Source organism: Pseudoalteromonas phenolica (assembly GCF_001444405.1).
GTDB classification, from domain to species: domain Bacteria; phylum Pseudomonadota; class Gammaproteobacteria; order Enterobacterales; family Alteromonadaceae; genus Pseudoalteromonas; species Pseudoalteromonas phenolica.
The window spans coordinates 2234413-2249761 of record NZ_CP013187.1; the positions used below are offsets into that span (position 1 = coordinate 2234413).

General features: G+C 38.6%; 15 protein-coding genes. 8 read left to right on the forward strand and 7 right to left on the reverse strand.

Features of this window, described 5'->3' with window-relative positions:
• The first annotated feature begins 10 nt into the window (after positions 1–10).
• Complete coding sequence (locus PP2015_RS09775; protein WP_058030088.1) at positions 11–1525, forward strand: SpoVR family protein; 1515 nt, start codon at positions 11–13, stop codon at positions 1523–1525.
• Between the two features lie 11 nt (positions 1526–1536).
• Here the strand turns inward: PP2015_RS09775 and PP2015_RS09780 are convergent, their stop codons facing one another.
• Both PP2015_RS09780 and PP2015_RS09785 read right to left on the reverse strand, forming a co-directional pair.
• Complete coding sequence (locus tag PP2015_RS09780) at positions 1537–2508, reverse strand: sensor domain-containing diguanylate cyclase (protein ID WP_058030089.1); 972 nt, start codon at positions 2506–2508, stop codon at positions 1537–1539.
• Between the two features lie 4 nt (positions 2509–2512).
• The gene (locus PP2015_RS09785) at positions 2513–3517 is read right to left on the reverse strand and encodes a response regulator (protein WP_058030090.1); all 1005 of its coding nucleotides are present in this window, start codon (positions 3515–3517) and stop codon (positions 2513–2515) included.
• Between the two features lie 193 nt (positions 3518–3710).
• Here PP2015_RS09785 and tpx point away from each other — a divergent pair, with 193 nt between their 5' ends.
• A complete protein-coding gene (gene tpx / locus PP2015_RS09790) occupies positions 3711–4328 on the forward strand; it encodes a thiol peroxidase (RefSeq protein WP_058030091.1) in 618 nt (205 codons plus the stop codon).
• A gap of 53 nt (positions 4329–4381) precedes the next feature.
• On the opposite strand, the gene adk is transcribed toward tpx, so the two are convergent.
• The 3 genes from adk to PP2015_RS09805 form a co-directional block, all read right to left on the reverse strand.
• The gene (gene adk / locus PP2015_RS09795; protein WP_058030092.1) at positions 4382–5026 is read right to left on the reverse strand and encodes an adenylate kinase; all 645 of its coding nucleotides are present in this window, start codon (positions 5024–5026) and stop codon (positions 4382–4384) included.
• A 150-nt stretch (positions 5027–5176) separates the two neighbouring features.
• On the reverse strand, positions 5177–7090 hold the full coding sequence (htpG, locus tag PP2015_RS09800; RefSeq protein WP_058030093.1) for a molecular chaperone HtpG: 1914 nt from the start codon (positions 7088–7090) through the stop codon (positions 5177–5179).
• 124 nt (positions 7091–7214) lie between these two features.
• Positions 7215–8282 carry an AI-2E family transporter gene (locus PP2015_RS09805; protein ID WP_058030094.1) on the reverse strand — a complete coding sequence of 356 codons (1068 nt, stop codon included), beginning with the start codon at positions 8280–8282 and terminating at the stop codon, positions 7215–7217.
• Between the two features lie 349 nt (positions 8283–8631).
• Here PP2015_RS09805 and PP2015_RS09815 point away from each other — a divergent pair, with 349 nt between their 5' ends.
• From PP2015_RS09815 to PP2015_RS09835, 5 genes are read left to right on the forward strand one after another with little or no spacing between them, the layout of a single operon-like run.
• Entirely contained in the window at positions 8632–9303 is a 672-nt protein-coding gene (locus tag PP2015_RS09815; protein WP_058030096.1) for a hypothetical protein, read from the forward strand.
• A 1-nt stretch (position 9304) separates the two neighbouring features.
• A complete protein-coding gene (gene bepA / locus PP2015_RS09820; protein ID WP_058030097.1) occupies positions 9305–10753 on the forward strand; it encodes a beta-barrel assembly-enhancing protease in 1449 nt (482 codons plus the stop codon).
• A 51-nt stretch (positions 10754–10804) separates the two neighbouring features.
• A complete protein-coding gene (arsC, locus tag PP2015_RS09825; RefSeq protein ID WP_058030098.1) occupies positions 10805–11152 on the forward strand; it encodes an arsenate reductase (glutaredoxin) in 348 nt (115 codons plus the stop codon).
• Positions 11152–11703, forward strand: coding sequence for an NAD(P)H:quinone oxidoreductase (wrbA, locus tag PP2015_RS09830; protein ID WP_058030099.1), 552 nt, complete (start codon positions 11152–11154; stop codon positions 11701–11703). Before arsC ends, wrbA begins: the two co-directional genes overlap by 1 nt.
• Entirely contained in the window at positions 11700–12143 is a 444-nt protein-coding gene (locus PP2015_RS09835) for a DUF2069 domain-containing protein (RefSeq protein ID WP_058030100.1), read from the forward strand. The genes wrbA and PP2015_RS09835 overlap by 4 nt, the downstream gene beginning before the upstream one ends.
• A 95-nt stretch (positions 12144–12238) precedes the next feature.
• Here PP2015_RS09835 and PP2015_RS09840 read toward each other — a convergent pair whose 3' ends face one another.
• Positions 12239–13567 carry an ankyrin repeat domain-containing protein gene (locus tag PP2015_RS09840; RefSeq protein ID WP_058030101.1) on the reverse strand — a complete coding sequence of 443 codons (1329 nt, stop codon included), beginning with the start codon at positions 13565–13567 and terminating at the stop codon, positions 12239–12241.
• Between the two features lie 165 nt (positions 13568–13732).
• On the opposite strand from PP2015_RS09840, the gene PP2015_RS21630 reads away from it, so the two are divergent.
• Entirely contained in the window at positions 13733–13894 is a 162-nt protein-coding gene (locus tag PP2015_RS21630; protein ID WP_083496560.1) for a DUF2897 family protein, read from the forward strand.
• 30 nt (positions 13895–13924) lie between these two features.
• Here PP2015_RS21630 and PP2015_RS09845 read toward each other — a convergent pair whose 3' ends face one another.
• Positions 13925–15295 (reverse strand): YjiH family protein, encoded by a 1371-nt coding sequence (locus PP2015_RS09845; RefSeq protein ID WP_058030102.1) that lies wholly within the window; start codon positions 15293–15295, stop codon positions 13925–13927.
• Between the last annotated feature and the right edge of the window lie 54 nt (positions 15296–15349).

Sequence of the window (15349 nt, forward strand, 5' to 3'; positions counted from 1 at the left end):
AGGAGGGGTTATGACATATAATCCGATCAACGATGGTCCTGATTGGACATTTGAATTACTTGAAGAATACCAAGCTGAAATTGCTCGAGTAGCGGAGTTTTATCGTTTAGACACGTATCCAAATCAAATTGAAGTTATCACTGCAGAACAGATGATGGATGCCTATTCTAGTGTAGGTATGCCTATTGGTTATAGTCACTGGTCGTATGGCAAAAAGTTTATTCAAACTGAACAAAATTATCGCCGTGGCCAAATGGGTTTAGCATACGAAATTGTAATAAATTCAAACCCTTGCATCGCTTATTTGATGGAAGAGAATACCCTGCCCATGCAAGCGCTGGTAATGGCACATGCATGCTACGGACATAACTCGTTTTTCAAAGGCAACTACTTATTTAAGACTTGGACCGATGCATCTTCTATCATAGATTACTTACTATTCGCCAAAAACTATATTTCTGAGTGTGAACAGAAATATGGTATTGATGAAGTCGAAAACCTTATAGACTCTTGCCATGCGCTGATGAACTATGGTGTCGATAGATATAAACGACCCCAACAAATTTCAATGTATGAAGAACAGAAGCGCCAAAAGGAGCGAGAAGACTATTTACAATCTCAAGTGAATGAGCTTTGGCGAACTATTCCAAAGAACCAGCAAGAAGAAGCTGTAAATCAGGCTCGCTTTCCATCTGAGCCTCAAGAAAATATTTTATATTTTATTGAGAAAAACGCACCACTATTGGAATCATGGCAGCGAGAAGTGATTAGGATCGTACGTAAAATTTCGCAGTATTTCTATCCACAAAAACAAACCCAAGTCATGAACGAAGGTTGGGCTACATTCTGGCATTACACTATTCTGAATCACCTCTATGATGAAGGAAAACTATCAGATGCATTTATGTTAGAATTTCTTCAAAGCCATACGAACGTTGTATTTCAGCCACCTTACAATAGTAAATTCTATTCTGGCATAAACCCATATGCGCTTGGTTTTAATATGATGACAGATATCAGACGTATCTGCGAAAACCCAACCGAAGAGGATAAGCGTTGGTTTCCTGAATTTGCGGGCGCTGACTGGCTTGATACATTGCATTTCGCCATGCAAAATTTCAAAGATGAAAGTTTTATTAGTCAGTTTTTATCCCCAAAACTAATTAGAGACTTCAAACTCTTCACCATTATCGATAAACAAAAGGCGCCACATTTAGAAGTCGGTGCTATCCATAATGAAGAAGGCTACCAAAAAGTACGCTCAGCACTCTCAGCGCAGTATAACTTAAGCAATCATGAACCTAACATACAAGTCTATAATGTAGATGTAAGAGGAGATCGGTCGTTAACCCTTCGATATGTGCCTCAAAATGGCATCCCGCTTCATGACTCTAAAGCAGAAGTAATAAAGCATCTTTATCGGCTTTGGGGTTTTACCGTTCGACTTGAACAAGTTAATGAGGCTGGTATCGTTGATACTATTGCTCAATGCCCTAAAGAAGAAGATACAAAAAAAGTAAGCTGAAACTAATCAGCTTACTCTTTCATTTCCTGACTATAACAAGCAACGCGATTACGGCCTGTTTCTTTTGCATGGTATAACGCAGTATCAGCGGCTTCAATCCACTCTTCATGCTTTTGGAATTCACTTGAGAAGGTGGCGACACCGATACTCACTGTTACATTAATTACTTTATCATCATAAAAAATAGATGACTTCTCAATAAGTGACCTTAATCTGTCTGCGAAAACAACAGCCCCCTCTTGAGGTGTATCGACTAGGGTGACAGCAAATTCTTCACCACCATAACGACCAGCAGTATCAGACTCCCTTAGGGTTTTCTTCAGTAAGTCAGAGATATGCCTAATTGCTTCATCTCCACCACCGTGACCATACTCGTCATTAATCTTCTTAAAAAAGTCTATATCAAACATTAACAGACTACTTACACCTTGGCTTCTTTGTAATCGTAAGTACTCTTTTTTAAGCTGATCTTCCCAGAATCCCCTGTTTGAAAGCTTGGTTAAACTATCTGTACGGCTCATTTTCTCTAGTTGACGATTAGCTAATTCTAGGTCTTGTTTGTTAACTGCTTCATCAGTTACGTCATAAATAATCAAACAAATATGACTTACTTCACCAGTGAGAGTCGTCAAAGGAATAATCGTAGAATTCTGATACATATAATCAGCTTTACCGGTGATTGGACGATAGTTTTTGAATTTGAAGATGTATGGTTGTTGCTCCCAAATCGTAAAAGAACGGTTCTTTAGCACAAAAACTGGTTCTGTTTTACTTCTAAACCACTTTTCATCTAAACTCGGAAACAAGTCAAAAATGTCTTTATCTTTAACCGCACTGGGTAGCAGCCCTGAATGGTTTTCCATAAAACCATTCCACACACAGACTTGATAATTTCTATCTAACACAACTAGACCTACGTCAACGGTGTTAAACATATCCATCAGCCAGTGAACTTCATTCATGTCAAAATCTGCAGCAGGCATATGATTATTCTTCTAGTAAGTAAGCAACTTTGTATTTGAGGGTTTTGATAGAATCCTCAGTGAATAACAGCATTAGGTCACACTTAATATCATGATCTTCAATACCATAACTAATTTCAATCGCTAATGTTCTTTGCCAGCGACCTTTATTAGCTTTTACCAGGTCTGCTACCTCACAGTGTTGACCCAACACAACAGGATGGCCCTGACTAAATGGCATATCTAGTTGACGTGATAACCCTGATAAAATAGCACCAATCAATATATTGCTGATATCCATCAGCAGCTCTAACTCAACTTTATTATTTAACTCACCAGAGTAATTCATTAATGAGGCAATTTCTTTAAAGCTAGAGTCATTTAATAGTAATAAAGCTTCACCTGAAACGCCGCCGCCGATGAACCCCTGACACACACCAGAAGTCGATGCATTAGCATCAATAGCTTGCAGTGCCATATGAAGTTCGCTTACTTCTAGCACATTGACATTTGGTATAGGCAGCTCAACAAAGACATTTAGCAGCCTTGCGAGTAAATCGCCCGCCTGACCCATAGCTACGTTTGTTAACTCTTGATAAATGTCACGTAACTCAGAATCAACTTGCTCACCTAGTTTATGGACTAGGCTCTCACGAATTGCTCTGTCTCGGATTCCGTGTTGTTCAATGATTTCAATTAATTTTTCTTTATCACAAGGCTTGCGAATAAAATCAATTGCACCAAGAGACATGACACGCTCATGCGCGTTAGGTTGAATATCTCCAGACACTACCACTGTCAAAACATTTAATTGCTGCTCATTGATAGCCTGCAGTACTTCGTATCCATCCATGTGTGGCATATTGAGATCTAAGAAAAGTATTTCTGGAGAGAATTGTTTGATCTTCTCAAGGCAATCTAAGCCGTGTTCTGCAAATTCAACCTTGATATCCCAGTCTTCTGGCAACGAACGGGCTAATTGCCTACGCGCAAGTTTGGAATCATCACAAATTAATACCAATGTTGACATAAAAGCTCTCTTCACTGTTGAACTACAAATTACCGTAATTCTCTTTTGATTATAATTATTTGAAGTGCAGAACGATTGCAAATGTTAATAAATTTGGCTTAGATTTACAACGCAATTATTCTAAGTAACAAATCATCTAATTATAAGTATAATACAGTTAAAACAATTAAGTTAACCCAATAAGGAATACTTTATGCTGAAAAAAATCATACTAGCATTGAGTTTAGCTTCATCAGCAACTCTTGCACTGGAAATTGAAGAGAATAAAGTCGATAAAGGCAAAGTATTTGCACAAGGTAAAGAAGTTACTTTATTGGGCAATGGTGTAACAATTGGTCAACAGGCGCCAAATTTTAAAGTCGTCGACGCTCAATTCAAGCCTGTTTCATTAACTGAATTTTCTGGTAAAGCTGTATTACTAAGCATAGTACCTAGCCTTGATACAGGTGTTTGTAGCCTGCAGACAAAGTTCTTCAACCAAGAAGTTGCTGACAAATTTCCAGACATTGCAATGCTTACTATCAGCGCAGATTTACCTTTTGCACAGAAGCGGTTTTGTGCAGTTGAGGGAATAGATAAAATTCAAACGCTGTCAGACTCTGTTTGGCGAGATTTCGGTAAACAATATGGACTTTATATAAAAGATATGGGGCTTTTAAGTCGTGCTATCTTGGTGTTAGACAAGGAGCATAAAATTACATACAAGCAGCTTGTATCAAACCTAGCCACAGAACCAAATTATGAAGAGGCAATTGCCCATCTAAATGAGTTATCAAGCGTAAAGAATAAGCCTCATTCTGAGGAAAAATGAAGTAAAAATAAAAAAGCCGCTATTGCGGCTTTTCTTTTAGGTTAAAAACTAAATTAACCTAGTAATTCACCTAGCTGAGCGCTTACCGCTTCTACAGCCTGTGTACCATCTAAACGGTGGTACTGAGTATTGCCCTGCTCTGCTTCTGCTTGGTAATAATCAACTAGTGGCTTAGTTTGGTCGTGGTAGATACCTAAACGCTTACGCACTGTTTCTTCAACGTCATCATCACGAATGATAAGGTCTTCACCTGTTACGTCATCTTTACCTTCCACTTTAGGTGGGTTGTAAACTACATGGTAAACACGACCAGATCCAGGGTGTACACGGCGGCCGCCCATACGCTCAACGATGATCTCATCAGCAACATCAAATTCAATAACGTGATCAATCGCAATGCCATTCTCTTTCATTGCATCAGCTTGCGGGATCGTACGTGGGAAACCATCTAATAAGAAACCATTTTCGCAATCTGCTTTTGCAATACGCTCTTTAACTAGGCCAATGATGATTTCATCAGAAACTAGCTGACCTGCGTCCATTACTTTCTTTGCTTCAAGACCCAGAGGCGTGCCCTCTTTGATTGCAGCACGTAGCATATCACCAGTTGAAATTTGCGGGATACCGTATTTGTCCATTAAAAATTGAGCTTGAGTGCCTTTACCTGCACCCGGCGCGCCTAGAAGGATGATGCGCATAGTGTGTTCCTCTTATTCGGGAGTTTATTTGAAGTTGATGGGATTTTTTCACAAGCTGCATGTTATCTCAAGCAACTTATACTAATTGCTGATTAACTAAACAAAAAAAGGCCAAAGTAAAACTTTGGCCTCTTCAAATCAAAGATGCTTTTACTTGCTTAAATCAAGCATTAGCTTGTTAAGTTTAGCTACGAATGCAGCTGGGTCTTTTAAGCTACCACGCTCTGCTAGTAGCGCTTGGTCTAATAAAACATCAGACCACTGAGCAAATTTATCTTCATCTTGTTCAACGTTTAAATGTTTCACAAGTTGGTGCTCAGGGTTTAACTCGAATATAGGCTTTGCTTCTGGCACAGCTTGGCCTACTGATTCCATCAGTTTTTGCATTTGCGAACTCATGTCGTTGTCATCAACAACTACACACGCCGGAGAATCAGTCAAACGGTGGGTGAATCGTACTTCTTTCACTTTATCACCTAATACTGTTTGAATGCGTTCTACTAAGCCTTCAACTTCTTTTTCGCTTTCTTCTTGCGCTTTCTTTGTTTCTTCGTCGTCTAAATCACCCAGATCTAAATCACCACGTGTAATTGACGCAAATTGCTTTTCATTGAATTCTGTAAGATGACTCATCATCCACTCATCAACGCGATCAGCCATCAGTAATACTTCAATGCCTTTCTTGCGGAAGATTTCTAAGTGAGGTGAACTTTTAGCCGCTTCAAAGCTATCTGCAACAACATAGTAAATTTTATCTTGGCCATCTTTCATGCGCTCAATATATTGTTCTAAAGACACATTTTCCGTGCTTTCGTCAGTATGCGTTGAGCTGAAACGAAGTAGTTTCGCGATAGCTTCTTTATTAGAAATATCTTCAGCAGGGCCTTCTTTTAATACCTTACCGAATTCATTCCAAAATGTTTGATACTCTTCTGGCTTGTTCTTACCCATGCGGTCAAGCATCTTAAGAACTCGAGATGTACAACCTTTTCGGATCGCTTGGGTGATCTTATTATCTTGTAGAATTTCACGAGATACGTTTAACGGTAAATCGTTTGAATCTAAAAGACCTTTTACAAAACGCAGGTAGCTTGGCATAAACTGCTCTGCATCATCCATAATGAATACGCGTTGCACGTAAAGCTTCAAGCCACTTTGACGGTCACGGTTCCACAAATCGAATGGTGCTTTTTTAGGAATATAAAGTAGGCTCGTATACTCAGTCTTACCTTCTACTTTATTATGCGCCCAAGTGAGAGGTTCTTCCCAGTCATGGCCTACATGCTTATAAAACTCTTTGTATTCTTCGTCAGAAACTTCTGATTTATCACGCGTCCAAAGTGCTGTAGCACGGTTAATTGCTTCCCACTCGCCTGGTTGCGCCGGAATTTTCTCACCGTCTGGACCTTCAGACTCTTCAACCGGTTGCTTATACATTTCAACAGGAATTGAAATATGATCTGAATATTTAGTCACAATGCTACGTAAGCGGTACTCTTCTAGAAACTCACCTTCGTCTTCGCGTAAGTGAAGAATAATGTCTGTACCACGTGATGCTTTTTCAACTTCAGCAAGGGTAAACTCACCTTCGCCTTTTGAATGCCATTCAACGGCCTTTTCTTCGCCAGCTTTGCGTGTTACGACCGTTACTGCATCAGCAACAATAAATGCAGAATAAAAACCAACACCAAATTGTCCAATTAATTGTGAATCTTTAGCTTGGTCACCAGACAAGTTTTGGAAAAACTCTGCTGTACCAGACTTAGCAATTGTACCCAATGAGTTGATCACTTCTTCGCGGGTCATACCGATGCCGTTATCTGAGATAGTCACAGTTTTTGCATCTTTGTCTGCACTAATACGAACGCGTAAGTTTGCATCTCCCGCATATAGGTCACCATTTTGCAGCGCTAAAAAGCGAAGTTTGTCAGCTGCATCCGATGCGTTTGAAACCAATTCACGTAAAAAGATCTCTTTATTTGAATATAAAGAGTGGATCATTAGGTTTAGTAATTGTTTGACTTCTGTTTGAAAGCCTAATGTTTCTTTTTGAGCTGTGGTCATCTTTATCTCCGATTAAACCAGTATTTGCACAGTGTTATGAGGTATATGGGGCGAGGAGAAATAACTTCAAGGGGAAATTTGAATTTTTTTGCGCTGCAAGGCTGCAGCGCAAAAATAAGGATGCTTAATTTTGAGTTTGGGGTTTCCAACTATCGGACCAAGCATTGAATAATGCTTTTACAAGCGATGCCATTGGGATCGCAAAAAATACCCCCCAAAAGCCCCACAAACCACCGAAGAATAATACTGCCACGATAATGAACACGGGGTTTAAATCTACCGCTTCAGAGAATAAAAGCGGAACTAACACGTTACCATCTAAAGCTTGAATGATCCCATACACAATTAAAATGGTCCAAAACTGAGTATCTAATCCGAATTGGAACATGGCTACAGCGGCAACCGGTATAGTCACTAGCGCAGCACCAACAAATGGAATAAGCACTGAAAACCCTACCAAAGCACCTAATAATGCAGCATAACGTAAATCTAAAACCCAAAAAGCAACAAACGTTGATGTGCCAATGATAAATATTTCAAGTACTTTACCGCGAATATAGTTCATGATTTGATGGTCCATCTCATGCCACACTTGTTGGATTAGACGTCTATCTTTAGGCACCAATACAGACATACTTTTAGTCAATACTTCTTTATCTTTCAGCATAAAGAAAACCAAAAGTGGCACCAAAATCAAATAAATCATCCAAGCGACAATATCTTTAATTGATGTTAATGAGAACGATAAAATAACTTGACCAGCTTCAAGGATTTTACTCTCGGTCGTTGCAACTAAAGCTTTTACTTGCTCGCTGGAAATAAGGGTCGGGTATTGATCTGGCAGGTGTAATAGAAAATCTTTCCCCTCCTCCAGCATAACTGGCGCTTCTTGTAATAAATTACTCAGCTGTTGCCATAATACCGGGATAAGCCCCAACGCCATGGTTAGCAACACGCCAGAAAACAGCAAAATAATAAAACTGGTCGCCAACACACGACTTTTTATGACATTTTCAATCTTTGCAACTGGCCACTCCAATAAATATGCAATAACCAAAGCCACCAATACAGGAAGAATAAATGGCCCAAATATATAAAGTGATATAGCTAGACCCAATACAATAAACAAAAGCGTGACAGAATTAGGATCAGAAAACTTATTCTTGTACCACTTTGAAACAAGTTCAAACATATTAAAGATTTACCTCTATAAAAGGATATGGTTTAGCATCGTTGTGATGAGCATAACTAAACTTTTTTGTTTCTAAAAACACTAAAATGTCATTTATCAGTTGGTTGTTATCATAAATGAAACACACAGTTTGTTTCTTCACTTGAGCTTGCTTCAACTGAAACTTAAACTGCACAAATAATTGTGGACACTGATAAGTACTTAAATCAATTGTTAAACACATAATCGTTTTACCAAATTTTAGTCGCAACAGTGTAACATTAAAAAATTACTCATAACCATCCAGAAAGTAGATAGCTCAGCCACAATCGTTTATTCTATAAGTAATTTTATTTGTACGCGCATATCTATGGCTAGAGTCAATAACAAAGCAAAACTACCAGACAATCCGACACTAAAAGACATCAACTGGTATAAAAAACAGCTAAACTGGGGAGAGTTACCGCCGTTCTACCACTTAGTTGCATCGTCAGTAAGTGAAAGTGATGGCTTATTTCAACATGGCTTTGATAATGCGGTAACACGCCTTGTTGATAAACGAAATTGGAACTTGGCCCTTCTCGAAGGGTATGAAGACGATAATGGCAACATCTCTTGTGATAACAAACCTAGAATAGCCATAGACCAAGTTTTTACTGACCGTGGTTTTGAATTATGGGCAATCCCATACGCAAAAGATAAACCTTTAGAAACTGATATGTTAATTAAGGATAATAAATTTCTAGAATTTAATACTTGGGACCCTCATTCTATGAAGACGCTTCTGCGCTTCAACCAACTACATAAATTTATTGCTTTTTACTTTGAGCGTGGAGATGTTGCTGACAAAGCCCTTATACTTCATTCTCACAAAGTAGTTCATAAAATAATTACTTTCCTAAAAAAAGAAATGAACGTTGTTACCGTTAAAGGTGTCTCAATAAAAGAATTCTATCAACTGTGCGAAAAAGACAGCCGTATGTGTAGTGATGAAATTGATTTGGCTCAAATCATGCTCGGACTCGGAGGCTATAAGGAATAACATGCTAAAAAGCTTACTGCTGGGTGGCTTACTCGGCACTATGCTACTGTTTTCTAGTAGTTCAAACGCCCAAACAGACTTTAAACTTCCCGATTTAGGCTCATCTGCTTTAGAAGTACTCCCCATAGATAAAGAAAAAACTTTGGGGAAAGTTATGATGATGCAGATCAGAGGCGGATCACCACTCGTCCAAGATCCTGTTTTAGATGAATACATCTCATCACTTGGCAATAAGCTTGTCGCGAATGCCAATAATGTGCGCTTTCCATTTACCTTTTTTATGATCGATAACCAAGCAATTAATGCATTTGCTTTTTATGGTGGCCATGTAGGCATTCATACAGGTTTAATTGCCCAATCAGATAATGAAAGTCAACTTGCTTCAGTATTAGGTCATGAAATCGCCCACGTCACACAAAGACACCTAGCTCGGCGGTTACAGCATCAAAAAGATAACTCAGCCCTGACTGTTGCCGGAATTGTCACAGGTATATTAGCAACCATTATAGCCCCAGATGCTGGTATGGCTATTTTATCAGCCAGTACTACTCAAGCGGGTCTGAGTCAACTTTCTCATAGTAGAAAAGCAGAGCAAGAAGCTGACCGATTTGGTATGCAAACCCTTTATAATGCAGGCTTCGACCCCACTCAAGCAGGCGCTTTTTTAACTAAACTATCAAATCAAGTCCGTTTTCAAACAAAGCCACCAGCTTTTTTACTCACTCACCCTCTGCCTGACTCTCGAGTTTCAGATGTTCGGCTAAGGGCTCAGCAATATCAGGCGAGACAAATACAGCCAAGCCATGATTTCAATTCAGCTAAAAGTCGTGTCATTGCGCGATATCAATTAGACAGTAAAGATGCTCAAGCCTATTTTGAAAACGAAATTCGCAAATCAACTTTGTTAGATAAAAAGCATCTTGAATATGGACTTGCCATCAGCTTGCTAGATCAAAAAAAGACTAAAGAAGCTGAAAAAATACTCTTACCTTTGCTTGACGATGAACCTAATAACCTATTTTATCTGGATGTTTACACTGATATCTTGATTAGCCAAGACCGAGCCGAACACGCAGTAGACATATTAACTAAACATAATAATTTACGACCCAATAATCAGGTTTTAGCTTTAAATTATGCAAATTCAGCCATCAAAGCAAAACAATATGATATTGCTGAGCAAACTTTGAAGTTATTTCTACTCGATGACCCTGAACATTTACTTGCAAAAGAGTTACTCACAGAGCTTTACAAAAATAATGGCAACCAAGCAGCCTATTACGAAGCAAAAGCAAGTGTGCTCGCAGCTTATGGAGCCTTCTTAAAGGCTGCTGATGAAATACAACGTGCACTAAATCATGTTGATACACTAGAAGCCGTCAAGAAAACTAGACTTAAAGCACTATTAAAGCAATACAGGCAAATGCAAAAAGAGCTTGCCAAACTTTAAGTCTCAGATTGGTTAAATTAAAATATGAAAAAATTTATTTAGGAATTGATTATGTCAGTGACAATTTATCATAACCCTCGTTGTTCAAAGTCTCGAGAAACGCTTTCTTTACTGGAATCAAATGGTGTAACACCAGAAGTTATTGAGTACTTAAAAACACCTGTTGATTTAGCAAAGCTAAACTCACTGCTCACACAATTGGGCTTTGAATCAGCACATCAACTCGTACGCAGTAAAGAAACACTTTACAAAGAATTGGGTCTGAATAAAGACACCGACGAGGCTGCGCTTAAGCAAGCAATGTTAGAAAATCCTAAATTGATTGAGCGCCCTATCGTAGTAAAAGGCGATAAAGCAGCAATTGGTCGTCCACCTGAGTCTGTACTGGCTATCCTTTAATGACCACACTACTGGTTTTATTTCATTCTAGCCATGGCTCTGTAAGAGCCATGGCAAATGAAATTGCAGAAGCTGCTGAGACACTAGGCGCAACAGTCTTGCTCCGTACTTTTGAACAAAGAGAAGCTCATGACATCGTCGTCTCAAAGGACGACCTGTTACGTTGTGATGCACTTGCATTTGGTACACCAACTCGATTTGGCATGATGGCAGCACAAGCTAAACAATTTTGGGAAACTACCAGTGATATTTGGCTAAAGGGACAGCTAATTGATATACCAGCTTGCGTGTTTACTTCTTCAAGTAGCATGCATGGTGGTAATGAAGCAACGCTACTTAACCTATCGCTGCCATTACTGCACCATGGCATGATGTTATTGGGTGTCCCATATGATGTACCAGAGTTATCTCAAACCACAACTGGTGGCACACCTTATGGTGCTAGTCATGTCTCAGGCACTGAAAATACATCAATGCTCAGTGAGACAGAAATGAAAATCTGTCGCTCTGTTGGAAAACGTCTCATCACTATTGCTGAAAAATTAAAATGACATCTGTTGAAAAAAAACCTCTAACGAAACGCTTTCAAAATATGGCTTTAACAGGCTACATAGGCTTGCTGATTTTAATGCCGCTATGGTTGTTTGTACTTTCACCTAGAGAAGGTCACAGCCTCGGGTTTATGTTTACAGTATATATTCTTCCACTATTGTTACCTTTACGAGGGTTTATAAAAGATAATCCTTACACGTACGCATGGGCGAACTTCATAGTATTAATTTACTTTTTGCATGGTTTCACTTTATTGTGGATTGCAACTGATGAACTGGTTTGGGTGCTATTAGAACTACTCTTTGCAAGTTTAATGTTTGTTGGTTGTACTTATTACGCAAAACACCGCGGTCAAGAATTGGGACTAAGAATTCGTAAACTCAAGCAAGATCTTGCTGATGAAAAAGAAGCCCACGAATACACCAAAGATCGTGATTGATAACAAGCCTTAATATTCAATTTTTAATATAGAAAAAGAGCACCGATTGGTGCTCTTTTTTACTTACAGTCTTTCTTATTAAGAAAGTACATCAATTAACTCGTTAAAACAGTAAATAGTACTAACAATGACAACATTACTTGTAAACTCGTACTTAAATACGCTTTGACGTAGAGAAGTTTTAAAGACCATGGGTGACGCTTAACTGGATACAAGGCCCCTCTCTTAATTTTTCGAGACAAGGTAACAAGCGCAATACTTAATATCGAAAAAAGCCACACACTTTCACTTTTATAATCAAAAGTGTCGCTAAAGAATAATGATAGCTGAAGCGGAAAAGCAAAACATGCGATTGCCACAAACAGGTGCACTAACCTAATTTTATTATATTGCTCTCCTTCAGAGAGTTCTTTAATCCCGTGCTGTTCAAGTGTTTTCTTAGCTATAAACGCACCATGCTTCAGCGCTAATCGATAAGGTGTTTGGCCAAACTCATTCACTACTTTTGCCTTGCAACCATGGTTAAACAGTAAGGAAATCATAGCTGAAGAGTTAGATAAAACAGCAAAATGCATCATGCCATTACCTTGCTCATCTTTTTGCGTCAGATCTTGTGAATCTATTAATTGCTCTACAATACTAACGAAGCCCTGCTCAATAGCATACATAAAAGCGTTCTTTCCAAATTCATCTTTTAAAGAACCTGTTGCACCTTGCTTAATATATTCAATTAAATCCACTTGCTTAACTTGTTCGGACGTTATCAAATTAAGTAGGGCTTGCTCCATAAGATTTTTAACTTCATCTGCATCGATTAAATGACTCAATAAATCAAAAACAGGTTCTTCTTTATTAGTTTGAGTAAGTAAATACTTCGTCGTCTCTTCAAGATTCTGTAAACAGTCGGGTAATAATGTTTTGAGAGGCGCTTTTAAAGTATCCTCTCGCCAACAGATAAGCAATTGTTCAGGCGATAGATTTACACCATTCTGAATATTCCAAAGTATGACATCAGTCATAGATTTATCAGATAATAACTCGAAAAAATCTGGGTATGTTACACAACTTAACTGCGCATTAATTTGGCTATACTGAGCAAGACGCTGAATAAGCATCAGTACAATAGCTTGATGATCAAGTCCGGCCTGATTGAAATGAGAAATCAACATTTCAGTATAAGCACGGTGCTCTTCTTCATATTCATCAATATGTTGAAAATGACAAGCTTCAAATGGATCAAGAGGCTTTAACCAGACCAAATAAAAAATCGGTGGCAAAATAGTACTTTCAACACCCTGTTCGTCAGTCAAGGTTTGACACTCAGGCCAAGCTTCTAGTGCATCTAAAATAAATGCACCATTTTGCTCCGCAAGACCTTTAAGAAGTAATGGATATTGTGCAGGCCAAATTAAAACTTTTTCCATCGATTACTCACAAAGTTTGAAGCTAAATGTATTCGTTTGAATTGCGCTGATAATAGCAGTTCATATATATAAAATCTTATTTTTTCAGCTGAATTCAAGGTATCTTAATGAAACTTTCGAAATTATAATGACAATATAATTTGAAACCGATTTAAGGGCCCTATCATGGCATCAACTAAATTCGAGACTTGGCAAATCATTCTTCTCATTATTGGTGTTCTAGGTATTATTTGGAGTAATATCGCCCTGCTTAAATACTCAGCTAAGTTTGATATTAAAAAGAAAATTGATAAGCAGATAAAACCAGATAATGAAAAGGAAGAGTAAAGCGATATAACTTTACCCTCCCTGAATGCGTTAAACTAACCAATGAGCCATCAAAGCAATCACTGGCAGTGTGACTAATGTTCTTAAAATGAAGATTGTGAACAACTCAAGGATGTTAACTGGGATTTTACTACCAAGTAGTAATGCGCCAACCTCTGACATATAGATAAGCTGTGTCACACTCATCGCTGCAACAATGAAGCGCGTTACATCGCTTTCAATACTGCTTGCGGCAAGAATTGAAGGGATAAACATATCTGCAAAGCCAACAACGATCGTTTGTGCTGCTTGCGCTGCTTCTGGAACTTGTAATAATTCAAGATATGGCACAAACGGCGTACCTAGATATTGAAAGATTGGCGTATATTCTGCGATGATCAATGCAAGAGTACCAACAGCCATCACAACAGGTAGCACAGCAAATACCATATCGAGTGCGTTTGTCATCCCCTCTTTTAAGGTACCTTTAACACCGGGCGCTTTTTCTGCCTTTTCTAAAGCAACAGATAATGCATGTTGAAACAACGTTTTGTCATCTGGAACTGCTTCTGCATCATGTGCAGGCTCAGTACCATCAATATAAGTTGATTTTTTAAACCTTAAAGGCGGCAGTCTAGGCACAATAAGCGCTGCAACAAATCCTGCTAAACAGACAGTTAAGTAAAAAGGTGCAAATAAATGTTCAAGCTTTACTTGGCCAATTACTACTAAGCAAAAAGTAATCGAAACAGCAGAGAAAGTCGTTCCAATAATGGCTGCTTCTTTTTGTGTATAGTACTTTTCTTCATATTGACGGGCCGTCATCAAAATACCCACACTGCCGTCGCCTAACCAAGAAGCCACGCAATTAACCGCACTTCTACCTGGTACTCCGAATAATGGACGCATTACTTTTGTAAGCAAAGTACCCACCAGCTCTAGTAAACCAAAATTAAGTAATAAAGGTAACAATAATCCCGCGAGTACAAATACAGAAAATAACACAGGTAACAGATCATTCAGTACCAAGGCACCAGTATGCTCAGCATGAATAAAAGCTGGACCCACTTTAAAAAAAGTCATTAATATGAATGCTGCACCCAATAAACGGGTAACCAACCAAATCCAACTGACATCAAACAAATGTTTAAACAACGCAAACTGCATCAGGGCTTTTGGTTTCAATAGTTTAGCGGCTAAACTTAAAACAGCTGTAACACAAACAACACCAACAATCATAGCGTGGATAAAAGGCGCGACAAAAGCTTGAAGCTTTTTTGCCAACACGGCTATTGGAATGGTCATTGCCTCACCAACCGAAACCGGTGTCATAAACAAAAATACACCGATTAGAGAAGGCACAATAAACGCAAACAAAGTACGCCAATGCACTTTATTTTGCTGATAAGGTTGAGTTGTCATTGTTATTTACCTATAAAAACGCAGAAAAGAGCCGTAGCTCTTTTCTGTAATTCT